This window comes from Curtobacterium sp. 320, from assembly GCF_031455235.1.
In the GTDB taxonomy this organism is placed as follows: domain Bacteria; phylum Actinomycetota; class Actinomycetes; order Actinomycetales; family Microbacteriaceae; genus Curtobacterium.
Genome location: NZ_JAVDSI010000017.1, coordinates 1 through 22,802, shown reverse-complemented (window position 1 = coordinate 22,802; position 22,802 = coordinate 1). Strand labels below are relative to the sequence as shown.

The window sequence follows — 22,802 nt, the reverse complement described above, 5'->3', positions numbered from 1 at the left end:
GAGACCGTGTCGCACGCATGGCGACCCCGTTCTCGGTGCGCACGCCGACGGTAACCAGCCGCCTGGCGCAGATCGATGTTACTGAATGATCACGGCGTCAGCGCGGAAACCGGACGACTTCACGCGGATTGGACCGTCACGGTGCCGGATTCGTCCGACACCGATGCGCCGACGTGCAGCGTGAAGGTGCCGGACTCGTGGGCCCATGCACCGTCCCAGTGCGCGAACGCCCGGGCCGGGACCTCGATCGAGACCTCGGTGGACTCCCCCGCGTCGAGCCGCACGGGCGCGAAGCCGACGAGCCAGCGGACCGGACGGTCGACCGCCGAGGACTCCCGCGAGGCGTAGACCTGCACGACGTGCTTGCCGGCCCGGTCGCCCGTGTTCGCGACGGTCGCGGTGACGATGACCGCGTCGCCCTCGCGGACGGTCGGCGTCGCGGTGACGCCGTCGATCGTCCAGGTCGTGTAGCCGAGTCCGTGGCCGAACGGGTACGCCGGCTCGGTGCCCGCGCGGAGCCAGGCCCGGTAGCCGATGTGCACGCCCTCGTCGTAGGACACCTTCCCGTCGACCGGGGTGACGTCGAGCACGGGCACGTCCGCCATCGCGACCGGCCAGGTGGTGGGCAGCCGGCCGCCCGGCTCGCGAGCACCGGTGAGGACGTCGGCGAGCGCGTTGCCGTACTCCTGTCCGCCGAACCACGTGAGCAGGACCGCGGCGACGTCGTTCCGCCACGGCATCTCGACCGGCGAGCCGGCGTTCACGACGACCACGGTGTTCGGGTTCGCCGCGGCGACCGCGCGGACCAGGTCGTCCTGGTGACCGGGGAGCGCGAGCGAGGAGCGGTCGTAGCCCTCGGACTCGACCTTCGAGTTGGTCCCGACCACGACGACGGCGATGTCCGCCCCGGTCGCGGCAGCCACGGCCGCGTCGATCAGCACCGACGGGTCCTCGTCGCTCGGCTCGGTACCGAACTGGTACGCGAGCACGCCGCCGAGGGTCTCGTCCTGGACGACGTCGTACTCGATGCGGATCGCGACCTGCTGGCCGGCCGTCACGGACACGGGCACCGACCGTGCCGGCGGGTTGAGGAACGCTGCGCCGAGCTGGTCGCCCTCGAACGGGACGTCTTCGTCGAGCACGAGCTCGCCGTCGATCCACATGCGCGAGCGACCCGCTGCGCCGATGCCGATCCGGACCGTGCCGGTGGACGGCGCGGTGTAGGTCGTGGTGATGTCGAGCCGGTCGGCCTCGCGCGTGGGGGCGTCGCCGCCGAACCAGAACAGCGCGGTGGCACGGCGGTCCTCGACGTACAGCTCCTCGCCGTCCTTGACGAACGCGACGCGGGCGCCGGGCTCGCCGGTGCCGGGGTTGGTGATGGTGGACAGCGGGAACTCCGCGATGCCCTCCTGCACGACGGCACCGATCGCGTAGTCCACCGTGGCGCCCGGGAACGCCGAACGGATCCCGTCGAGCGGCGAGACGACCTGCGACGGCACGACCGTGGCCGAGCCACCGCCCTGCGTGCGGGCCTGGTCGGCGTTGTGGCCGATCACGGCGATGCGTGAGACGGCGGGCGCGTCGAGCGGCAGCACGCCCATGTTGCGGACGAGGACGGTGCCCTCGGCCTCGGCCTCGCGGACGAACGCGACGCCGTCCTCGACGTGCACGGGCTGCGCGGCCACGGGCTCGAAGCCCTCGAGTGCGCCGACGCGGGCGGCGAGGGTGAGGATGCGGCGGACCTTCCGGTCGATCGCCTCGATCGGCACGTCGCCGGACTGCACGGCGGCGAGCAGCGGCCCCTCGCTCCACCACTGGTTCGGCCCGGGCATCGCGACGTCCTGGGACGCCTTCGCCGAGTCGACCGAGCGGACGCCGGTCCAGTCGGAGACGACGATGCCGTCGAAGCCCCACTCGGAGTTCAGCGGCGTCTCGAGCAGCTCGTTCTCGGACGCGGTCACGCCGTTGATCGAGTTGTACGACGACATGATCGCCCAGGCGTGCGCCTCGGTCACGGCCTTCTCGAACGCGAGCAGGTAGAGCTCCCGCAGGCCACGGTCGGAGACCTCGGTGGACGCGGTGAAGCGGTCGGTCTCGTAGTCGTTCGCGATGTAGTGCTTCGGGGTCGCGGCGACGCCGTTCTCCTGCACGCCCTCGACGTACGACGCCGCCAGGTCGCCGGTGAGCACCGGGTCCTCGCTGAACGCCTCGAAGTGCCGGCCGCCGAGGGGCGAGCGGTGCAGGTTGATGGTCGGGCCGAGGACGACGTCGACGCCCTTGCGGCGGGCCTCGACGGCCGCTGCGGCGCCGTAGCGCTTCGCGATCGCGCGGTCCCACGAAGCGCTCAGCGCCGTCGCGGACGGCAGGTTCAGCGACGGGTCGCGCTCGTCCCAGACCTCACCGCGGACGCCGGACGGGCCGTCCGACATGAGGATGCGGCGCAGCCCGATCTTCTCGATCGGCCAGGTGGTCCAGAAGTCGCGCCCCGTCAGGAGCTGCACCTTCTCGTCGGTGGTCAGCTGGCCGACGAGCGCCTCGATGCGCTCGGCCGTACTGGAGGCGGTGGTCACGTCGTCCACGGTAGTCACGGTGGTCGGTCCTTTCGTTCAGAGCCAGAACAGGTGGTCAGCGCACGCCGCGGATGCGGGACACCGAGGCGATGCCGAGCAGTCCGACGACGGCGCCGGTGATGAAGAAGCCGCTGTACCCGCCGGTGAGGGCGATCACACCGGGGGCGGAGGCGGGGACGATCGACTGCGGCAGGGCCTGCGCGATGTTCACCACGCCGAGGTCCTTCGCGTTGTCCTCGTCGGAGGGGAGCACGTCGGTGATGAGGGCGAGGTCGACGGCGTAGAAGACACCCATGCCGGCGCCCATCACGAACTCACCGACGAGCACCATGCCGAGCGACGGCGCGAGCGCGATGAGCACGAGGCCCACCACGCCGACGACACCGGCCACGGCGACGAAGAGCTTGCGGCGGCCGAGCCTGTCGGACAGCCACCCGGCGACGAGGGACGTGAGGACGATCCCCACGACGTTCCACAGCGTGCCCTGGAACACCGCGTTCGCGACGTGCTCGGACTCGACGCCGATGTCGTCGCGCAGGAAGTAGGTCAGGTAGCTCACCGCGGTGTACTGCGCGGCGACCATGAGGAAGCGGGTCAGCCAGGCCCAGCCGAGGTCCGGGTGCTTCACCGGGTTGAACACGAACGACCCGAAGACCTGCCCGACGCTGAGCTTCGACGTCGGCCGGTTGGTGAGCACGCGGTCGCGGAACACGAGCGCGTAGAGCACGACGACGATCGACCCGATCGCGCCGGGGATGATCATCTGCGTCGCCGAGGTCGAGAAGAGCTGCACGAGGAACGTGCCGCCGACGAGCGCGAGGTTCTGGGAGAGCCCGAGCAGCGCCGCGACCCGGCCGCGCTGGGACCGCGTGACGTGGTCCGGCATGACGGCGGTCAGCGCCGCGATCGTGGCGTTGTAGGCGATCTGCGTGACGCCCCACGCGAGGACCAGCACGACGGTCGAGGTGGTCGTCGCGACGACCACGAGGCCCGCGAAGCCGACCACGGTGCCACCGATGATCCACGGACGACGCATGCCGAGCCTCCCGGCAGTCCGATCGCTGAAGCGACCGGCAAGGGGGTTGGCGACCATCGCGGCGAACGCGCCCACACCGAGCGCCAGGCCGAGCACGCCCGCCTGGTCGTCCGGCGCGATCTCGGCGACCTTCAGCGCCATGGCGACGAGCACCGGCGGCAGCAGCGCGATGTACAGGCCGAGCATCGCGATCGGCATGCCGAGCGTGTACATGAGCGGATTGCCCCGGCCGCGCGTGGGCGCGACGGCGGTCGGGGTGTCGTTGACGGTCAGGGCATCGTTGGCCACTGCAACCTCTTCTCGGGGACGCCGCCTGCGTCGGCGACTCGCACGCCTTCGTCGGCGGCTCGTGCCACCGTAACACCAAAACCAACCGGGGCTAGGTTTTCTGGGCGGTCGCCGAGAGCGGTACAGTCCTGCCATGGCACGACGGGGTTCGTACGCGAAGGGCATCGCGAAGCGCGAGGAGATCCTCACGACGGCGCTCGACCTCGTCGCGTCGCAGGGCTTCCGTCGCACGAGCATCAAGGACATCGCCGATGCCGTCGGGCTGACGCAGGCCGGGTTGCTGCACTACTTCGACTCGAAGGACGAGCTCTGGGTCGAGATCCTGCGGCGCCGCGACGAGATCGACCTGCAGCACGACTGGCACGCCCCGGACCCGGCAGCGCTGCTCGCCGCGATCGTGCGGCACAACGCCGAGGTCCCCGGCCTCGTGCAGATGTTCGTCAACCTCTCCGCCGCGGCCGCGACCGACCCGGAGCACCCGGCGCACGAGTACTTCCGCGAGCGCTACGAGCGCAGCCGCCGCGACCTGTCCTCCGACTTCCGCGCCATGCAGGAGGACGGACGACTCCGCGTCGACGTCGACGTCGAGGAACTGACGAGCGTGCTGCTCGCGGTCTCGGACGGCATGCAGATCCAGTGGCTGTTCGACCCGTCGCGCGACATGGCGCAGCACGTCGAGCTCGTCGCACGGCTCGCGATCGCCCAGGTCGCCCCCACCGCCTGACCCCGGGCAACGGGGTACGGACAGGGCCTGGTCGGGTCAGGTCGCGCCGGGCAGGATGGAGCCTGCCCGCGAGGGCGACCCGACGACGATGTGGAGTGACGCGATGACGCGTGTAGTGGTGACCGGCGGCAGTGGCAAGCTCGGGCGAGCGGTGGTGCGCGACCTCGATGCGCACGGGTACGACGTGGTCCTGGTCGACCGCGTGCCCTTCCCCGACAAGCCCGAACGGGTGCAGTTCGTCCGCACCGACCTCACCGACCACGGCCAGGTGCTGAACGTCCTGCTCGGCGTCGACGACCGGTACGACCACGTCGACGCCGTGGTGCACCTCGCCGCGGTCCCCGCTCCCGGGCAGGTGCCGGACGTCGCGCTCATCACGAACAACGTGACGTCGTCGATCAACGTCTTCCACGCCGCACGCGCCGCGAAGATCAAGAACCTGGTGTGGGCGTCGAGCGAGACCCTGCTCGGCATCCCGATGGGTGAGCACCACCCGCCGTACCTGCCCGTCGACGAGGAGTTCGCGGTGCGCCCGCAGTCGTCGTACTCGCTCGGCAAGGCCGTGGAGGAGGAGATGGCCCGCCACTTCACCCGCTGGGACCCGGAGCTGAAGATGATCGGTCTGCGGTTCTCGAACGTGATGGACGAGACCGACTACCCCGCGTTCCCCTGGGACGCCACCCCCGAGGCGAAGACGTTCAACCTCTGGTCGTACATCGACTCCCGCGACGGCGCCCAGGCCGTGCGCAAGGCCCTCGAGGCCGAGCTCACCGGGTTCGAGGCGTTCGTGATCGCGAGCCCGGACACCGTCATGGACACCCCGACGATCGAGCTCGTCGAGCGCTACGTGCCGGACATCGAGCGCCGCGCGGACATCGACGGCGTCAGCTCGCTGCTCTCGTCGGAGAAGGCCCGCGAGCTGCTGGGCTACGCCCCCGAGCACAGCTGGCGCGACCACCGCGCCTGATCGTCAGGCGGCTGGGACGAGCAGGCCGTCGAGCACCAGGTCGCGCGCCGCCGGCAGCAGGTCGGCGGCGAGCACCTGCTCGTCCACCCCGGTGATCTGCGCGAGGGCGCCGACGATCGCCGCCACCGACAGTTCCCCGTCGCAGGCCCCGACGAACGCGGCGAGCGCGGTGTCGGCGTCCACGCGGCGTCCGAGTCCACCGCCCTGCACGAGCGTCATCACGGTCGGGTCGTCGTTGCCCGGCCAGTAGAAGCGCTCCTCGGTGACGTCGCCGGCGACCACGAGGTGGGCGGCGGCGAGCGCGACGTCGTCGTGCGCGGCGAGCCACGCGGCCGCGTCGAGGACCCGCGCGACCGTCGCGCCGAGACCCGCGGGGTTGGAGCCGAGCGTCTCGGGGACGCGCTCGAAGCGGCGGAGGTGCGCCGCGCCTCTCCCCACGGGCTCGGCCGCCCCGTCGCTCCGCAGGCTCCGCGACGCGCCGGAACCGGCCCGCGTGGGCCCCGGCCGGGGCTTCCGGACCACGACGTACCCGAAGCCGACGCCGGTCACCCGACGGTCCGCGAAGTCGTCGAGCCACGCGCCGACCAGCCGGTCGAACTCGGGCGTCCCGGGCTTCGTCCCGCCGTCCCGGATCCACGTCTCGGCGTAGGCCGTCGGGTCCTGCCGTTCCCGCTCGACGACCCAGGCGTCGAGCCCGAGTCCGTCGGTGTCTGCGCGCTCGAACCAGGACCGCACGCGGTCGAGGCCGTCCGTGCCCCAGTGGTACTCCCAGTTGCCGAGCAGCTGCGCGGTCCCGCCGGGTTCGAGGTGGTCGCCGAGCCCGGTCAGGACGGTCTCGACGAGGGCGTCGCCGACCATGCCGCCGTCGCGGTACTCGTAGGCGGGGACGCCCTCGCTGCGGGGCGTGATGACGAACGGCGGGTTCGAGACGATGCGGTCGAAGCGCTCTCCCGCGACCGGTTCGAACAGGGAGCCGAAGCGGAACTCGATGCCGTCGATGCCGTTGAGCTGCGCGTTGAACCGGGCGATGTCGAGGGCCCGGCGCGAGATGTCGGTGGCGACGACCTCGTCGGCGAAGCGCCGGGCGTGCATCGCCTGGATGCCGCAGCCGGTGCCGAGGTCGAGCACGCGACGGACGGGCACGGGGACCTGCAGGCCGGAGAGCGTCGTGGTGGCACCGCCGATGCCGAGGACGTGCTCCTCACCGAGGGCCGTGCCGAGTGCGAGTTCGCCGAGGTCCGAGACGATCCACCAGCTGCCGGCGCCGAGGTCGTCGACGAAGGCGTAGGGGCGGAGGTCCACGGCGGGAGTGACGGAGTCGGCGTCGACGCGGACCAGACCGCTCGCTTCGACGGACTGCACGCCGGTGGACGGGAACGCGGCGTCCGCGTCGGCACGACGGACCGGGAGCCCGAGCACGAAGAGCGTCGCGAGGGTGCCGAGCGGTGTCGTGTCGCGAGCGGCGAGCGCCCGGAGCGCCGCGACGCGCGAACCGCGGTGGAGCGACGCGGCGGCCTCGGCGCCCCACAGGGCGTCCACCCGCTCGACCGTGAACCCCGCGTCGGTCAGGTCCTGGCGCAGTGCGTCGGTGACGGCGGCGTCGGCGCCGATCGTCGGGAGCGTGTGCGGGGTCCGGGCGGACGCGGCGGAGTCGGCGGAGGCGGGGGCGTTCACGCGGCGCCCTCGGCGAGGTCCGTGCGCATGAGGGCCGCGGGGACCTCCCACGCGAACACGAGGTCGAGGAGCCCGGGGAACCGCTGCTCGACGTCCTCGATGCGGACGCGGCTCGACCGGGTGAGCCCCTCCTGGTGCTGCTCGAGGAGCCCGGCCTCGCGCAGGACGCGGAAGTGGTGGGTCAGCGTGGACTTCGGCCGGTCGATGCCGACCCAGCCGCAGCTGCGGATGCCACCGGCGGCGTCGACGAGGTAGCGGTGCAGGATCGCGAGCCGGATCGGGTCGCTCAGGGCGTCCATCACGACCGGCAGGTCCATCTCGGCCACGGTCGGCTGCGGCAGGTGTTCGGGAGCATCCACGGTCGCGGGCATGGACGGGACGCTACCACCGTTCCGCTCGTAGTACGACTTGCGTCGTACAGCACGACTCGATACTGTACGACTCTCTTCGTACTGTCCCGCTCGCAACGGAAGGTGGCGCACATGGCGCAGTCAGCTCGCTCGGTCGCCGGGTTCTGGATCCTCGCGGCGATGCTCCTCGTGTCCGTCGCCTCGTCGGCGGTCCCCTCGCCGATCTACCCCGTGTACGCCGCGGAGTGGCACCTCACCCCGCTCATGCTCACCGGCGTGTTCGCCATCTACGTCGCGGGGCTGCTGGCCAGCCTGCTCGTCGCCGGGCGCCTGTCCGACCACGTCGGCCGCAAGCCCGTGCTCGTCGTCGGCGGCCTCGGCGTCGCGCTGTCCCTCGGGCTCTTCGCGGTCGCGGACGGTGTCGGCGCACTGATCGTGGACCGCATCGTGCAGGGCGTCTCCGTCGGACTGCTCATCGGCGCCCTCGGAGCGGCGCTCATCGACAACTCGCTCGAGCGCTTCCCCACCCTCGCCGGAGTGCTGAACGGCGTCATCCCACCGATCGCCCTCGCGACCGGTGCCATGTCGAGCGGCGCCCTCGTGCAGTGGGGTCCCGCGCCGGAGCAGCTCGTGTACCTGCTCTTCGGGGCGCTGCTCGTCCTCATGGTGATCGCACTCGTCGTCGTCCCCGAGCGGGTCACCCCGCGACCGGGTGCCCTCCGCTCCCTAGTCCCACGGATCAGCGTGCCCCGGTCCTCGCGGCGACTGTTCCGCAGCGTCGCCGGATCGCTCATCGCGAGCTGGGCCCTTGGCGGGATGTTCCTGTCGCTCGTCCCCTCGGCGCTCGGCGCGGTCTTCGGTATCACGAACCACTTCGCCGCCGGTGCCCTGATCGCCGTCGTCACCGGGGTCGGCGCGCTGACCGGCCTCGCGACGCAGCGGATGGACGCTCGTCGTGCGGTCCTGATCGGCTTGGTCGCCCTCGTGCTCGGACCGATCGTCACGGTGGCGTTCGTGATGGCGCACTCCCTGCCCGGCCTCGTCGTGGGCAGTGCGATCGCGGGCGTGGGCTTCGGCGCCGGGTTCCAGGCACCGCTGCGGATGCTGCTCGCCACCGCGGCACCGACGCACCGTGCGGGGCTGCTCTCCACGATCTACGTCGTGAGCTACCTGGCGTTCGGCGTGCCGGCCGTCGTCGGAGGGCTGCTCGAGCCGACCGTGGGGCTCGTGCCGGTCATCGCCGGGTACGGGGCGTTCATCGTCCTCGCCGCGGTCGTCGCCCTCGTGCTGCAGCTCGTGTCGCGGGACGCCGCCGCGGTCGAGGAGCAGGCCGCCGAGGTGCTCGAGCGCACCTGCACCGGCTCGGTCCGGGTGTCCCCCGCCGAGTAGGCGCGACGGGCGCGCGGCTCAGTGCCCGGGCCGCGCCCGCTTCGCGCCGCGCCCGCGCACGCCGACCGTCCGGGCAGCACCGGTGTGCGCCGCGTCGACGTCCGCCTTGCCGCGATCGGCGGCGTTCCGGAGCCACTGCGGCCCGTGCGCCTTCGCCCAGTCCCAGAAGCGGTGCAGCTGGGCACGGAGCCACGTGATGATCCGGTGGAAGAAGTGGAACTCGCTCGCGAGGATCGTCAGCCCGATGAAGACCACCAGCCACCCCGGTCCGGGCAGCGGCACGAGGATCAACCCGATCACGACGACGAGCCCGCCGACGATCCCGACGAGCACCTTGTAGAAGAGGTGCAGGTGGGGACGCGCGTGGATCCAGGCGCGGACGTCGTGGAACCACTGGAACCGCCGGTGCGGCGTCTCGGCACGTTCGACCGCGTCGGTCCGGTCGTTCGGGTCGCCTTCCATGTGCCGCAATGTAGGGCGCGCGGCTGGGAAACCGCGGCGCGCGCGGTGGACGTGCGGTGCGTCCGGGACGGGAGGCGCGTGGCGGGGCCGACCCGCGCCTCCCGTCAGACGGTGCGGGCCAGGAGGCGCGTCACGCGTGCGCCACGCACGTCGCGGCCCACGGGACGGCGGCGAGGCGCGCCTCCGGGATCGGTTCCCCACCGACCGCACAGCGGCCGTAGGTCCCGGCGTCGAGCCGCGCGAGCGCGGCGTCCACCAACCGGATCCGCTCGCGGGCGTCGTCCCGCACGGCGCCGAGCGAGCCGCGCTCCCAGGCGAGGGTCGCGCCCTCGGGGTCGTGCTCGTCGTCGGAGTTGGCGTCCTGCCGGGCGTCGCTGACGTCCCGCATGCTCCGCTCGACGTCCGCGAGGAGCCGCTCGTTGCGCGCCCGCTCCGCGACCAGTGCCTGGCGAGGATCGTCCATGCCGGCCACCGTAGTCGGCCCGGAATGACCGTGCTGTCGGATGCGTTCGTATCCACATGACGAAGATCGGGTTCCTGTCGTTCGGACACTGGCGCGACGTGCCGGGGTCGAAGGTGCGCAGCGGTCGTGAGGCCCTGGTCCAGGCGATCGACCTCGCGGTCGCCGCCGAGGAGGCGGGCGTCGACGGCGCGTACTTCCGGGTCCACCACTTCGCGCCCCAGCAGGCGGCGCCCTTCCCGTTGCTCTCCGCGATCGCAGCGAAGACCAGCCGCATCGAGATCGGCACCGGCGTCATCGACATGCGCTACGAGAACCCGCTGTACATGGCGGAGGAGGCGGCTGCGACCGACCTCATCTCCGGTGGTCGGCTGCAGCTCGGCGTATCCCGGGGCTCACCCGAGACCGCCCTCGCCGGTTACCAGCAGTTCGGCTACGTGCCGGACGCCTCCGACGAGAACGGCGGGGACATGGCCCGTGCGCACACGTCGGTGTTCCGACGGGCGATCGCCGGCGAACCGATGGCGAACGCGAACCCGCAGATGACCGGCTCGGTCGGGTCCCTGCCGATCTCGCCGCTCTCCGACTCGCTCGGCGACCGCATCTGGTGGGGCGCCGGCACCCGGGCCACCGCGGAGTGGACGGCCGAGCAGGGCATGAACCTCATGTCGTCGACCCTGCTGACCGAGGACACCGGTGTGCCGTTCGACGAACTCCAGGCCGAGCAGATCGAACGCTTCCGTCGGGTCTGGGCCGAGTCCGGCTGGGAGCGGACCCCTCGGGTCTCGGTGTCCCGCAGCATCATCCCGATCATCGACGACGAGTCGCGGCACTACTTCGGTGTCCGGGCACAGGTCGAGGGCCAGGACCAGGTCGGGCACCTCGACGGCGGGCTCGCACGGTTCGGCCGGTCGTACATCGGATCCCCGGAGGACCTGGTGGCCGAACTCGCGGCGGACCAGGCCGTGCGGGCTGCCGACACCGTGCTCGTCACGGTGCCGAACCAGCTCGGCGTCGAGTTCAACGCCCGGCTGCTCGCCTCGGTGAAGGACGTCATGCGCGAGGTGGACGCGGCGCCCGTCCCGGCGTAGTCCCCCTTCCTGCCGACACCCGGGCTGGGACTGTGGCCGCTTCCCGCACTCCCGTAGCGTCGACGTGCACCTTCCCCCGCACCCCGAGGAGCACCCCGTGACGCTGCCGGCCGCCGGCTGGTTCCCCGATCCGCAGGACGCGAGCCGCCTGCGCTGGTGGGACGGGCGCGCCTGGGGAGCGGCGACACGGGCGCTGCCGAGCCGGACCGAGCCGATCGTCCCGGTGGTCGTCGCACCCGTCGGACCGTCGTTCTCGGTGCAGCCCGCGGCGATCCGGACGCGCTCCTGGGCGTCCGGGGGCTCCGGCGTCCACCGGTTCAGTGCGTTCTCGACCCTGGCGGTGCTGCTCGCGGCGGCCTCCGTGGTGGTGAACCCCTGGGGAGCGAGCAGTGCGGCGGCGATCGTGGCGGGGCTGCTCGGCGTCGCATGGCCCGGGGCGACCGGGGGCTGGCGGGTGCTGGCGCGGAGTGCTTCGGCGAGCGCCCTGGTCCTCGCGGTGGCGACGGCTGCCGTGGCGGCGTCCGCGCAGTTCCACCTGTTCTGACTGGTTCCGCCCGGCTGGCGTGCGAACCCTACCGCCGCGCCCGCGGGTGCGCCGTCTGGTACACGTCCCGCAGCATGTCCGCCGTCACCATCGTGTAGATCTGCGTCGTCGCCACGCTCGCGTGCCCGAGCAGCTCCTGCACGACCCGCACGTCCGCTCCCCCCTCGAGCAGGTGCGTCGCGAACGAGTGCCGGAACGTGTGCGGCGACACGTGCTCGGAGAGCTCCGCACGCTCCGCTGCCGCCTGGATCACGAGCCACGCACTCTGCCGTGACAGCCGTGCGCCCCGGGCGCCGAGGAACAGCGCCGGCGTCGACGCTCCCCGTGCCGCGAACACCGGGCGAGCCCGCACGAGGTACGCGTCGATCGCCGCCCGCGCGAAACTGCCGAGCGGCACCACCCGCTGCTTGTTGCCCTTGCCGGTGACCTTGACGACGGACAGCCCGTCGTCGAGGTCACCGGAGCCGTCCGACAGCGTCGTCACGTCGTCGACCGAGAGCCCGACGGCCTCCGAGATGCGCGCGCCCGTGGCGTAGAGGAGTTCGAGCAACGCCCGGTCCCGCAGCCCCACGAGGTCGTCGGCCGCACCGTCGGGCGACCCGTCGGACGCGGCCCCGAGCAACCGCTCCATGTCGTGCACCGAGATGGCCTTCGGCAGCCGCATCGGGGCCTTCGGCGGCCGCACGGATGCGCCGGGGTCGAGCTGGAGCCACCCCTCGCCGGCGGCGAACGCGGTGAACGACCGCACCGAGCTGAGCATGCGTGCCACCGACCTCGGCGCGAGCGGCCCGGACGGTCGGGTCGCGAGGTGCTCCACGAACCCCGCGAGGTCCGCGCGCGCGATCCTCCCGACGTCGTCGAGCACGGCCGGTCCCCCGGCACGGTCGGCGCCGTCCGACTCCACGATCGGAGCGGACGCGAGCCAATCCGCGAACGTCAGCAGGTCCCGCCGGTAGGCCGACAGCGTGTGCTGCGAGAGCCCCCGCTCGATCGCGATGTGCCGCAGGTACGTCTCCGTGGCACGCTCGAACGGGATCACCCCACGAGGCTAGCGTCGCTCGGGGAGCGTCAGTGCAGCGACCCGTCCGGCTCCCCCACGCGGAACCCGGTGAAGGCGACGGTCAGTCCCGCGCAGGACGGTGCCGCACAGAGCAGCCCCGCTGACACGTGGGCGTCGGGGTCGAGGTACGCCACCCGCACGAGCCGCGGCGGCTCGTCGTCCGCCCACGCCCGGATCGTCACGGCATCGCCGTCGCGGCTGGCCCGGACCGTGACGACCCGACCGGTCCACTCCGGCACGGGGGCCACCGACCAGTCCGACGCATCGCGCGTGACGACGGCTCCGACCTGGGGCGTCCCGTCGGCGAACTCGACGCCGGCCTTGATCCAGTTCCGCTCGTCGACCCGCAGGAACACCCCCGCCTGGTCGAACTGCTCCGTGTAGTCGAGCACGAACGACACCTCGACCGAGAACGCCCCGTCGACCGGGCGGAGCAACGCGTGCTCGGAGTCGTGCACGAACCCGTACGAGGTGGTGCGCCAGGCGTCACTGCCCTCGACGGCCGTCACCCGCAGGGCGTCGCCGTCGAGCGTCGCCGCAACGGGCTCGTGCGTCCACCGCCCCTGGTCGAGCAGCGCCGCGAGGCTCACGCCGCGCGCCGCTCGAGCGCGTCCACCGCGAGCACGGCCACGACGAGCCCGGAGTTGTGCAGCCGACCGTCGAGGATCGCCTCCACCAGCTCGGCACGGGGCACCCACCGCTTCACGATGTCGGCCTCTTCCGCTTCGCGGTCGAACGCCGTCGCGGTCGCGCGCACCCCACGGGCGCGGTAGATCTGCAGGAACTCGTCGCTGCCGCCGGACGAGGTGTTGTAGGTGACGAGGGGCTCCCAGTCGTCGGCCTCGAGGTCGGCCTCCTCCGCCAGCTCGCGCTGCGCCGCGGTCAGGTGATCTTCGCCCGCCATGTCGAGCAGCCCCGCCGGCAGCTCCCAGTCGCGCATCCGCACCGGGTGCCGGTACTGCTGGATGACGAGCACGCGGCCCTCGTCGTCCTCGGCGTAGACCGCGACGGCACCGGTGTGGTCGATGTACTCCCGGACCATCGTCTCGTCGTGGTACGCGATGCTGTCGCGGCGCACGTCCCAGACGGCGCCCTCGTACACGACGGTGGACTCGGTGACCTCGAACGAGGCGGGTTCGTCAGCGATGGGTGCGTCAGTCACGCGACCATCCTGGCACTGGCGCGCCCCGCTCGGCGGCAACGCGAAGCGTTGCGCGGGGCGCGCCGACCGAGCCTGCGAGGGAGGACGGTGCCAGCTGGCACCGCGCCTCCAGTCAGAGACCACTCGCGTTACGCGACCTGCTCCTCTTCCTGCGGGTCGAAGAGACTCGACGCCTCGTGCCGCTCGATCGCGGCACCGACGAGCCCCGCGAACAGCGGGTGCGCGTCCGTCGGACGCGAGCGCAGCTCGGGGTGCGCCTGCGTCGCGATGTAGAACGGGTGCACCTCGCGCGGCAGCTCGACGTACTCCACCAGCGTGCCGTCGGGCGACGTGCCCGAGAACACCAGTCCGGCGTCCGCGATCTGCTCGCGGTACTTGTTGTTCACCTCGTAGCGGTGACGGTGCCGCTCGGACGCCTCGGGAGCGCCGTACAGCTCCGCCGCCAGCGAGCCCTCGGTGAACGACGCCGGGTACAGGCCCAGGCGCATCGTGCCACCCAGGTCGCCACCGGCGATGATGTCCACCTGCTCCGCCATGGTCGCGATGACCGGCGTCGAGGTCTCCGGGTCGAACTCGGTGCTCGACGCGTCGGTCAAGCCGACCTCGTGCCGGGCGTACTCGATGACCATGCACTGCAGACCGAGGCACAGACCGAGCGTCGGGATGCCCTGCTCACGCGCGAACCGCAGTGCGCCGAGCTTGCCCTCGATGCCGCGCACGCCGAACCCGCCGGGGATGCAGATGCCGTCGACGTCGCCGAGCTGCTTCGCCGCACCCTCGGGCGTGGTGCAGTCGTCGGAGACGACCCACTTCAGCGTGACCTTCGCGTCGTGCGCGAAGCCACCCGCACGGAGCGCCTCGGTGACCGACAGGTACGCGTCCGGCAGGTCGATGTACTTGCCGACCAGGGCGATCGTGACGTCCTTCTTCGGCTCGTGCACGGCACGCAGGACCGGGGTCCACGAGGTCCAGTCGACCGGACCCGCCGCGAGCCCGAGCGCGTCGACGATGACCTGGTCGAGGCCCTGGTTGTTCAGCAGCGTCGGGAGGTCGTAGATCGACGGCACGTCCACCGCGTTCACCACGGCGTCCTCGTCGACGTCGCACATGAGCGCGATCTTCTTCTTGTTCGAGTCCGACACCGGACGGTCGCTCCGCAGGACCAGCGCGTCCGGCTGGATGCCGATCGAACGGAGTGCGGCCACCGAGTGCTGCGTCGGCTTCGTCTTCTGCTCACCCGAGGCGTTCATGAACGGGACGAGCGACACGTGCACGAAGAACACGTTGTTGCGGCCGAGCTCGTGGCGGACCTGCCGCGCGGACTCGATGAAGGGCTGGGACTCGATGTCACCGACCGTGCCGCCGACCTCGGTGATGATGACGTCGGGCTGCGGGTCGTTCTGCGCCTGCTCGCGCATCCGACGCTTGATCTCGTCGGTGATGTGCGGGATGACCTGCACGGTGTCGCCGAGGTACTCGCCCCGACGCTCCTTCGCGATCACCGTCGAGTAGACCTGGCCGGTCGTGACGTTCGCGGACTGCGACAGGTTGATGTCGAGGAAGCGCTCGTAGTGCCCGATGTCGAGGTCCGTCTCCGCGCCGTCGTCGGTCACGAAGACCTCGCCGTGCTGGAACGGGTTCATGGTGCCCGGGTCCACGTTGAGGTACGGGTCGAGCTTCTGCATGACGACCTTGAGGCCACGAGCCGTGAGGAGGTTGCCGAGGCTGGCCGCCGTCAGGCCCTTGCCGAGGGACGAGACGACCCCGCCGGTCACGAAGATCTGCTTCGTCACCTTCGGGGTCGCGTTCGAAGAATTGGTTCCGCCGCTGAGAGTGTCCGCCACGGGATTCCATCGTACGTCAGAACTGCCAGGAGGCGCGACCTCGGTTCGCCGTGGGCGTTGCGTCGGGCGTGTGGCCGGGTCTCCGGGCGCTCCGGCGGACGGTCGGGGCGGCGGCCGGGAGCCGCCGCGTTCGCACCGTGCGCGTTCTCTCGCCCGGTGCGAGGTTGCACGCACGGTGCCCGGCTACGACCCCGCACCGAGTCGGGAGCCTCGCACCGACCGACACCCGACGCACGGTGCGAGGCGGGCGCGAGCCGCGCCTCCTGGACCGGCAGGCGGGGACGCGATCAGGCCTTCTGGCCGGCGACGTCGAGCAGCTCGCGCGCGTGCTCGATGCCGCTGGCACTGTCACCGAGGCCGGACAGCAGCCGCGCCATCTCCTGCAGGCGGTCCTCGCCCTCGAGGCGACGGACGCTCGACGACGTGACCGCCCCGCTGGCGTCCTTCACGACGTTGAGGTGGTTGTTCGCGAACGCCGCCACCTGCGCCAGGTGCGTCACGACGATGACCTGCGTGCGCTCCGCGAGCTTCGCCAGACGACGACCGATCTCGATCGCCGCCGCACCGCCGACGCCGGCGTCGACCTCGTCGAAGACGAACGTCGGCACCGTCGTGCTCCCCGCCATGACCACCTCGATGGCCAGCATGACCCGGGAGAGCTCACCACCCGACGCACCCTTGCCGATCGGCCGCGGGTCGGTACCGGAGTGCGGCTGCAGCAGGATCGACACCTGGTCGCGGCCGTGGCGCCGGTAGTCGCTGGCGTCCGAGACCTCGACCACGAGGGTCGCCCCGGCCATCGCGAGGGACTTCAGCTCGGCGGTGACGCGCTCGGCGAGGTCCTTCGCCGCCTTGGTCCGTGCCGTCGTCAGGGCCGCGGCGGCACCGGCGAGCGTCTGCTCGTCCTGCTCGACCGCCTGCTGCAGCGCCACGATGCGGTCGTCGTCGCCGTCCAGTTCGAGCAGCCGATCACTCGCGCGCTGCCCGTAGGCGATCACGTCGTCGACGGTCTCGCCGTACTTGCGCGTGAGGCCGGCGAGCAGGGCCCGCCGCTCGTTGATGAGTTCGAGGTCGTGGCCGGCGTCGGGTTCGAGCGAGCCGAGGTAGCTCGACAGGCTCGCGGAGGCCTCGGACGCCTGGATGCCGAGCTCCGTGAGTTGCTCGAGCACGGGCTGCAGTTCGGCGTCGGACGCCGCGACCCGCTCGATCGCCCGGCGAGCGGACTCGACGAGGCCCACGACGTCCTGCACGCCGTCGAGCGACTCGCTCGAGAGGGCTTCGTGCGCGAGGCCCGCGGACAGCCGGAGTTCTTCGAGGTTCCCCAAGCGCTCGGCACGGTCGGCCAGCTCGACGTCTTCGCCGGGCTGCGGATCCGCCGCTTCGATCTCGTCGGACGCCGCGCGGATGCGTTCGGCCTCGGCCACCCGGTCGTCACGGTCACGGGTGAGGGTCTCGAGCTCGCCCGTGTGCTGCTGCCAGGTGTCGTAGGCCCGCACGTACGCCGCGAGGACCTTCTCGAGCGCCGGACCGCCGAAGCCGTCGAGTGCGGCACGCTGCGCGGACGCCGAGGTCAGCCGGATCTGGTCCGACTGTCCGTGCACGGTGACCAGCTGGTCCGCGAGCTCGCCGAGCACCGCGACCGGGGCGCTGCGCCCACCGACGGTCGCGCGGCTGCGGCCTTCGGCGGAGACCGTGCGCGTCAGGATGAGCTCGCCGTCCTCGACCGTGCCGCCGGCGTCCTCGACGCGTTCGGCGACGGCGTCGTGCTCGGGCACGTGCCAGCGTCCCTCGACCACGGCCGTCGACGCGCCGCGACGCACCGAGCCCGCGTCGGCGCGAGCACCGAGGAGCAGGCCCAGCGCGGTCACGATCATCGTCTTGCCCGCACCGGTCTCACCGGTCACCACGGTGAAGCCGGGGCCGAGCTCGAGGGTGGTCTCGCCGATGACCCCGAGGTCGGAGATGGAGATCTCCTCGATCACAGGGTGTCCTCGTCGTCCTGCTGCGGGCCGCGCCACCCGGCGACGGGGAGCTGGAACTTGGCCACGAGCCGATCGGTGAACGGGGCGTCCTTGAGGCGGGCGACACGTACCGGGTCCGGCGAGCGCCGGACCTCGACACGGGCACCCGGAGGGAGGTCGTGCGTGCGTCGACCGTCGCACCACAGGACGCCGACACCGCTCGTGCGACGCAGCACCTCGATCGCGAGGGTGCAGTCCGGGCCGACCACGATCGGCCGCGCGAAGAGGGCGTGGGCGCTCAGCGGCACCATGAGGAGTGCGTCGACGTCGGGCCAGACGATCGGCCCGCCCCCGGAGAACGAGTAGGCCGTGGAGCCGGTCGGGGTCGACACGACCACACCGTCGCAGCCGAACGACGACAGCGGGCGGCCGTCGACCTCGGTCACGACCTCGAGCATGCGTTCCCGGGAGGCTTTCTCGATGGTCGCCTCGTTGAGCGCCCAGGACGAGTAGACGACCTCGTTGCCGACGACGACGTCCACCTGCAGGGTGACGCGTTCCTCGACGTGGTACTCGCCGGACAGGGCTCGTTCGACCGTCGCCCGGAGCCCGTCCCGCTCGCTCTCGGCGAGGAACCCGACGTGTCCGAGGTTGACGCCGACGATCGGGGCGCCCGTCCCGCGCACGAGCTCGGCCGCGCGGAGGATCGTGCCGTCGCCACCGAGCACGATGACGATCTCGAGCTGGTCGGCCTGGACGTCGACGCCGAGGATGTCGACCTGCCCGACCGAGGCTTCGGCGCGGCGGATGTCGGCGTACTCGTCGAACGGCATGACCGGGACGAGACCAGCGGCGTGCAGGAGGTCGCAGACCTCGACCGCAGCGTCGATCGAGTCGCGGCGGCCCGTGTGGGACACCAGGAGGATGTGCCGGTCGTCGCTCATGCCGTCCCTTCCGTCAGTTCGGTCGCCCGGACGATCCATTCTGTCGGATTGGTACCGACATCCCGCTGGAAACGCGCCAGGTACTCGTGGTTGCCGTGCGTGCCGACGATCGGCGACGCCGCGAGCCCCGAGGTGCCCAGACCGAGGTCCCACGCTGCCCAGAGGACGTTCATGAGCGCGTCGTTCCGGAGCGCCGGGTCACGGACGATGCCCTCACGGACACCACCGCGGCCGACCTCGAACTGCGGCTTCACGAGCAGGACGAAGTCGTCGGCGGGGACGGACTCGACCAGCGCCGGCAGGACGAGCCGGAGCGAGATGAACGACAGGTCCCCCACCACGAGGCTCGTCTCGGCCGCGGCGGGGTCGAGCGCGAGGTAGGCCTCGGCCGTGAGGTTGCGCGCGTTCGTGCCCTCGACGACGGCGACACGGGAGTCGAGCGCCACCAGGGGGTCGAGCTGCCCGTGCCCGACGTCGAGCGCCACCACGCGTCGTGCACCGCGGCTCAGGAGCACCTGGGTGAACCCTCCGGTGCTCGCACCGACGTCGAGCGCGACACGGTCCGACGGATCGACGCCGAACGTGTCGAGCGCGCCGAGGAGCTTCAGCGCAGCACGCGACACCCATTCGTCCGCACCGGCGACGTGGATCGGGGCCGATGGCCGCACCGGCGCCGACGGCTTGACGACCGCGGTGCCGGCGACGGTCACGCGGCCGTCCTGGATCAGTTTCGACGCTGCCGTGCGGGACTTCGCGAGCCCGCGGGAAGCGAGGAGGGCATCGAGCCGGACGGGCCGTTCGTCCTGCAGTGTCTCGTCGCCGTTGCCGTGCTCGTCAGGCACTCGTGCTGCCGCCGCTCTCGAGACGGGTCCGCAGTTCGTCGTGCAGCGCGGAGAACGCATCGGCGCGCTCGGCCAGCGGCAGCGATTCGGCCGCGGCGGTGCGCCGCCCGAAGTCATCCGTCACGGCGTGGTCGTCCGTCCGCACCTGGTCCGGATCGCCCGGGCGGGCGTCGCGCTCGGGGTCCCGCTCGTCGTTCGACACCTCGGTCACGCTACTCGCCGCCGTACAGCTTCGGGTCGACGTCGAGTCCGTAGATCGCGAGCCCGGACTCCCAGATGAGGGCGGTCCCGGCGCGGAGCAGGTCGATCGCGTCGCCGTCGTCGAGCACCCGCACGATGTGGCCGCGCATCGCCACCGTGACGGCACCGACCGTGGCGTAGCGGGTACCGTCCGGGTCTTCCCGTCGGATCGTCACCGGGTAGGGCTCGGACAGGCCGCGGAGGTCGCCGAGGATGTAGGTGGGACGCGACCGCTGGTCGGCCGCGAGCACCTGCTTGGCCTTGTCGATCCCGGTGAGGACGAGGACGCTGGGGATACCGGCGTCGTTCGCGCCCTTGATGTCCGTGTCGAGGCGGTCGCCGATGAACAACGGGTGCTCACCACCGAAGCGCGCGAGGGCTGCGTCGAAGATCGGCCGCTCGGGCTTGCCGGCGACCACGGGCATCCGACCGACGGCCTGGTGCACGGCGGACACGAGCGTGCCGTTGCCGGGCGCGATGCCACGCTCGACCGGGATCGACCAGTCCATGTTCGTCGCGACCCACGGCACGTCCGGGTCGGCCAGGGCGAAGGACGCCTCGGCGAGGTGCGTCCACCCGAGGTCCGGGGAGAACCCCTGGATGACCGCGGCCGGCGAGTCCTCGGCGCTGGACGTCACGGTGAAGCCCGCTGCCTCGACGATGCTCGTCAGCCCCAGACCACCCGTGACGAGCACCGTCGCACCCGCGGGGACGAGCGTCTCGAGCAGCCGGACGCCCGCCTGCGACGAAGTCACCACGTCGTCCTCGGACACCTCGAGCCCGTACCGCTCGAGGTGCTCCGCGACGTCGACTGGGCGGCGCGATGCGTTGTTCGTGATGTAGCCGACGCGGGCGGTCAGCGAGGCGCGGGTCAGCGCCTCGACCGCGTGCGGGATCGCGTTGCGGCCGCGGTACACGACGCCGTCGAGGTCGGTGAGGACGACGTCCACACCGTCCGTCGGCGGCTTCGGCACGTCAGTCGGCTGCGGACCCGTCGACGTCGGAGGGGTTGTCGTCGTCGATCTCGCCGGGCTCGTCTCCGGCCGGTTCGTCGTCGTCGGGCTCGTCACCGAGGGGCTCGTCGTCGACGGCTCCGGCGAGCTCGTCTGCGGGTCCTTCGACTTCGAGCGTTTCCTCGACCACATCAACTGTCTCCCAAGCGTTCTCGTCGGCGACCTCGGCCAGGGCCGCTGCCGCACGATCGACACGGGCCCACCACTCGTCGGCCTCGTCCTGGCGGCCGAGCTCCTCGAGCGTGGCCGCGTAAGCACTGTAGAGCGCCGGGGACCAGCTGTAGGCAGTGGACGGGTCGAGCTGTGGAATCTCCAGCTCGCCGAGTGCAGCTGTGGGATTCCCGAGGTCGAGGCGCGCACCGGACATGGCGATGGCGAGCTCGACCTGCACGGCCGTGTCCAGCGCCGCGCGGTCGACGGACCGGCCGAGCTCGAGCGCCCGCTCGGGACGGCCGAGACCACGCTCGCAGTCGACCATCATCGGCAGCTGGTCGTTCCGGCCGGAGATGCGTCGGTAGGTCCGGAGCTCTCGCAGCGCCGTCGCGAAGTCACCGAGGCGGTACGCCGTGATGGCCGCTGTCTCACGGACGACGCCGACCCGGCCGGCTCGACGAGCCGCGCTCAGTGCGTGCTGGTTCGCGGTCTCGGGGTCCTCGTCGACCAGGAGTGCCGCGGCCACGAGGTGGCGGGCGACCCAGTCGGCGTTGTCCTTGCTGAGCGTCTTGAGCTCCGCCCGGGCGACCTTGTCGAGATCGCGTGCCTGGATGTCCTCGGGGATCTCCGGGTCCTCGTGGCGGGGGCGGATCGACTTGGTGCCGTACGGGTCGCGGTCCTCCCAGTCGTCCCGCGAGGCCTCGCCGAACCGTGCACCGGCGTGACGGCTGCCGTCGCCGAAGCGCTGACGGTCGTCGCGACCACCGCGGTCACGGTCCTGGCCGCCGCGGGACGGACGGTCCCCGTCACGACGGGGTCGGTCGCCGTCTCGCGCGGGACGGTCCGAGCGGAACGGACGGTCACCGTCACGACGGGGTCGATCGCCGTCACGGGCGGGACGGTCCGACCGGAACGGACGGTCGCCATCACGAGCCGGACGGTCCGACCGGAACGGACGGTCGCCATCACGACGAGGACGGTCGGAACCCCCACGGAACGGACGGTCGCCATCACGAGCCGGACGGTCCGACCGGAACGGACGGTCGCCATCACGAGCCGGACGGTCGGCACCCCCACGGAACGGACGGTCGCCATCACGAGCCGGACGGTCCGACCGGAACGGACGGTCGCCATCACGAGCCGGACGGTCCGACCGGAACGGACGGTCGCCATCACGAGCCGGACGGTCCGACCGGAACGGACGGTCACCGTCACGACGCGGACGGTCGTCGCCACCACGGAAGGGACGGTCCCCGTCACGACGGGGACGATCCCCATCGCGAGCCGGACGGTCCGAACGGAACGGACGGTCGCCATCACGACGAGGACGGTCGGAACCCCCACGGAACGGGCGATCCCCGTCACGAGCAGGACGATCCGAGCTGCGCGGACCGTCACCACGAGGAGGACGACTCGAGTCGTCACGGTCACCACGCCAGGCGGGCCGCCGGCCACCATCGCGGAACGGACGATCGCCGTCCCGGTAGGAGCGCGCTCCGTCACGGGACGAACCAGCATCCCGAGCAGGACGATCCCCGTCGCGCCGGGGAGCATCGCGCCGGTCGCCCTCGCGCCGCTCGAAGTCGCGCGGCCCGGACGACCAACGGTTCCCACCGTCACGCCGAGGGGACCGGTCGCCATCGCGACCTCGTCGGTCTCCACGATCGCCGTCGTTCCGCCGCTGATCGTCGTCGTTCGCCACCGTTGCTCCTCATTGCGTGCCCGAGCACTCGCCCAGGCCATCGTCCGCTGTGTCGTTGTGTGTGTCGGCGCCGCACTGTCCCGCCCGTACGCGTGCACCCAGTCCATCACGAACGAGCGCACGAGTCGAGCGAGGTGCGGCAGAAACAGAAGTAGCCACCGGCCTCCCGAGAACGAGGGTCTCCCCTACGAGTTCTCGATGGAGGGCCGATGGCCACATCTTCTTACTAAATTGAGTCCGGCGGCGTCCTACTCTCCCACAAGGTCCCCCTTGCAGTACCATCGGCGCTGAGAGGCTTAGCTTCCGGGTTCGGAATGTGACCGGGC

At 71.8% G+C, this 22,802-nt stretch carries 22 protein-coding genes and 1 rRNA gene; 5 read left to right on the top strand and 18 right to left on the bottom strand.

Annotated features, from left to right (window positions below; genetic code table 11):
• Positions 1-119: 119 nt before the first annotated feature.
• Positions 120-2,579, bottom strand: coding sequence for a glycoside hydrolase family 3 C-terminal domain-containing protein (locus J2X60_RS17030; protein WP_309889162.1), 2,460 nt, complete (start codon positions 2,577-2,579; stop codon positions 120-122).
• Between the two features lie 46 nt (positions 2,580-2,625).
• Positions 2,626-3,894, bottom strand: coding sequence for an MFS transporter (locus J2X60_RS17025; protein ID WP_309889159.1), 1,269 nt, complete (start codon positions 3,892-3,894; stop codon positions 2,626-2,628).
• A gap of 133 nt (positions 3,895-4,027) precedes the next feature.
• Here J2X60_RS17025 and J2X60_RS17020 point away from each other — a divergent pair, with 133 nt between their 5' ends.
• Both J2X60_RS17020 and J2X60_RS17015 read left to right on the top strand, forming a co-directional pair.
• A complete protein-coding gene (locus J2X60_RS17020) occupies positions 4,028-4,618 on the top strand; it encodes a TetR/AcrR family transcriptional regulator (protein ID WP_083295193.1) in 591 nt (196 codons plus the stop codon).
• Positions 4,619-4,721: 103 nt separating this feature from the next.
• Positions 4,722-5,585 carry an NAD(P)-dependent oxidoreductase gene (locus J2X60_RS17015; protein ID WP_070419385.1) on the top strand — a complete coding sequence of 288 codons (864 nt, stop codon included), beginning with the start codon at positions 4,722-4,724 and terminating at the stop codon, positions 5,583-5,585.
• Positions 5,586-5,588: 3 nt separating this feature from the next.
• Here the strand turns inward: J2X60_RS17015 and J2X60_RS17010 are convergent, their stop codons facing one another.
• Together J2X60_RS17010 and J2X60_RS17005 are read right to left on the bottom strand one after the other, a co-directional pair.
• Positions 5,589-7,259: a methyltransferase gene (locus tag J2X60_RS17010; RefSeq protein ID WP_396127810.1), complete on the bottom strand. Its 1,671-nt coding sequence runs from the start codon at positions 7,257-7,259 to the stop codon at positions 5,589-5,591.
• Positions 7,256-7,630: a helix-turn-helix transcriptional regulator gene (locus J2X60_RS17005; RefSeq protein WP_070417905.1), complete on the bottom strand. Its 375-nt coding sequence runs from the start codon at positions 7,628-7,630 to the stop codon at positions 7,256-7,258. Before J2X60_RS17005 ends, J2X60_RS17010 begins: the two co-directional genes overlap by 4 nt.
• Before the next feature lie 111 nt (positions 7,631-7,741).
• Here J2X60_RS17005 and J2X60_RS17000 point away from each other — a divergent pair, with 111 nt between their 5' ends.
• The gene (locus J2X60_RS17000; protein ID WP_309776937.1) at positions 7,742-8,998 is read left to right on the top strand and encodes an MFS transporter; all 1,257 of its coding nucleotides are present in this window, start codon (positions 7,742-7,744) and stop codon (positions 8,996-8,998) included.
• A gap of 18 nt (positions 8,999-9,016) precedes the next feature.
• On the opposite strand, the gene J2X60_RS16995 is transcribed toward J2X60_RS17000, so the two are convergent.
• Together J2X60_RS16995 and J2X60_RS16990 are read right to left on the bottom strand one after the other, a co-directional pair.
• The gene (locus J2X60_RS16995) at positions 9,017-9,460 is read right to left on the bottom strand and encodes a TIGR02611 family protein (protein WP_070417903.1); all 444 of its coding nucleotides are present in this window, start codon (positions 9,458-9,460) and stop codon (positions 9,017-9,019) included.
• 130 nt (positions 9,461-9,590) lie between these two features.
• Entirely contained in the window at positions 9,591-9,923 is a 333-nt protein-coding gene (locus J2X60_RS16990) for a TraR/DksA C4-type zinc finger protein (RefSeq protein ID WP_071295664.1), read from the bottom strand.
• Between the two features lie 56 nt (positions 9,924-9,979).
• Between J2X60_RS16990 and J2X60_RS16985 the strand changes: the two genes are divergently transcribed.
• Together J2X60_RS16985 and J2X60_RS16980 are read left to right on the top strand one after the other, a co-directional pair.
• Complete coding sequence (locus J2X60_RS16985) at positions 9,980-11,011, top strand: LLM class flavin-dependent oxidoreductase (protein WP_267484136.1); 1,032 nt, start codon at positions 9,980-9,982, stop codon at positions 11,009-11,011.
• A 97-nt stretch (positions 11,012-11,108) separates the two neighbouring features.
• Positions 11,109-11,555, top strand: a complete 447-nt coding sequence (locus J2X60_RS16980) for a DUF2510 domain-containing protein (protein WP_309889156.1) — start codon at positions 11,109-11,111, stop codon at positions 11,553-11,555.
• 28 nt (positions 11,556-11,583) lie between these two features.
• On the opposite strand, the gene J2X60_RS16975 is transcribed toward J2X60_RS16980, so the two are convergent.
• From J2X60_RS16975 to rrf, 12 genes are all read right to left on the bottom strand, one after another.
• A complete protein-coding gene (locus J2X60_RS16975) occupies positions 11,584-12,591 on the bottom strand; it encodes a site-specific tyrosine recombinase XerD (RefSeq protein ID WP_309889222.1) in 1,008 nt (335 codons plus the stop codon).
• A 32-nt stretch (positions 12,592-12,623) separates the two neighbouring features.
• Positions 12,624-13,205, bottom strand: a complete 582-nt coding sequence (locus tag J2X60_RS16970; protein ID WP_309889154.1) for a DUF1349 domain-containing protein — start codon at positions 13,203-13,205, stop codon at positions 12,624-12,626.
• The gene (locus J2X60_RS16965; protein ID WP_229085520.1) at positions 13,202-13,777 is read right to left on the bottom strand and encodes an NUDIX hydrolase; all 576 of its coding nucleotides are present in this window, start codon (positions 13,775-13,777) and stop codon (positions 13,202-13,204) included. The genes J2X60_RS16970 and J2X60_RS16965 overlap by 4 nt, the downstream gene beginning before the upstream one ends.
• A gap of 128 nt (positions 13,778-13,905) precedes the next feature.
• Positions 13,906-15,621, bottom strand: coding sequence for a CTP synthase (locus J2X60_RS16960; protein WP_309776947.1), 1,716 nt, complete (start codon positions 15,619-15,621; stop codon positions 13,906-13,908).
• A 287-nt stretch (positions 15,622-15,908) separates the two neighbouring features.
• Positions 15,909-17,603: a DNA repair protein RecN gene (gene recN / locus J2X60_RS16955; protein WP_309889151.1), complete on the bottom strand. Its 1,695-nt coding sequence runs from the start codon at positions 17,601-17,603 to the stop codon at positions 15,909-15,911.
• On the bottom strand, positions 17,600-18,526 hold the full coding sequence (locus J2X60_RS16950; RefSeq protein WP_070417894.1) for an NAD kinase: 927 nt from the start codon (positions 18,524-18,526) through the stop codon (positions 17,600-17,602). Before J2X60_RS16950 ends, recN begins: the two co-directional genes overlap by 4 nt.
• On the bottom strand, positions 18,523-19,368 hold the full coding sequence (locus J2X60_RS16945; RefSeq protein ID WP_309889148.1) for a TlyA family RNA methyltransferase: 846 nt from the start codon (positions 19,366-19,368) through the stop codon (positions 18,523-18,525). Before J2X60_RS16945 ends, J2X60_RS16950 begins: the two co-directional genes overlap by 4 nt.
• A complete protein-coding gene (locus J2X60_RS16940; RefSeq protein WP_309889146.1) occupies positions 19,361-19,570 on the bottom strand; it encodes a hypothetical protein in 210 nt (69 codons plus the stop codon). Before J2X60_RS16940 ends, J2X60_RS16945 begins: the two co-directional genes overlap by 8 nt.
• A gap of 10 nt (positions 19,571-19,580) precedes the next feature.
• Positions 19,581-20,582 carry an HAD-IIA family hydrolase gene (locus J2X60_RS16935; protein ID WP_309889144.1) on the bottom strand — a complete coding sequence of 334 codons (1,002 nt, stop codon included), beginning with the start codon at positions 20,580-20,582 and terminating at the stop codon, positions 19,581-19,583.
• Position 20,583: 1 nt separating this feature from the next.
• The gene (locus tag J2X60_RS16930) at positions 20,584-21,300 is read right to left on the bottom strand and encodes a hypothetical protein (protein ID WP_309889142.1); all 717 of its coding nucleotides are present in this window, start codon (positions 21,298-21,300) and stop codon (positions 20,584-20,586) included.
• Positions 21,243-22,199: a hypothetical protein gene (locus J2X60_RS16925; protein ID WP_309889140.1), complete on the bottom strand. Its 957-nt coding sequence runs from the start codon at positions 22,197-22,199 to the stop codon at positions 21,243-21,245. The genes J2X60_RS16930 and J2X60_RS16925 overlap by 58 nt, the downstream gene beginning before the upstream one ends.
• A 512-nt stretch (positions 22,200-22,711) precedes the next feature.
• Positions 22,712-22,802 (bottom strand): 5S ribosomal RNA (rrf, locus tag J2X60_RS16920); the annotation flags it as partial.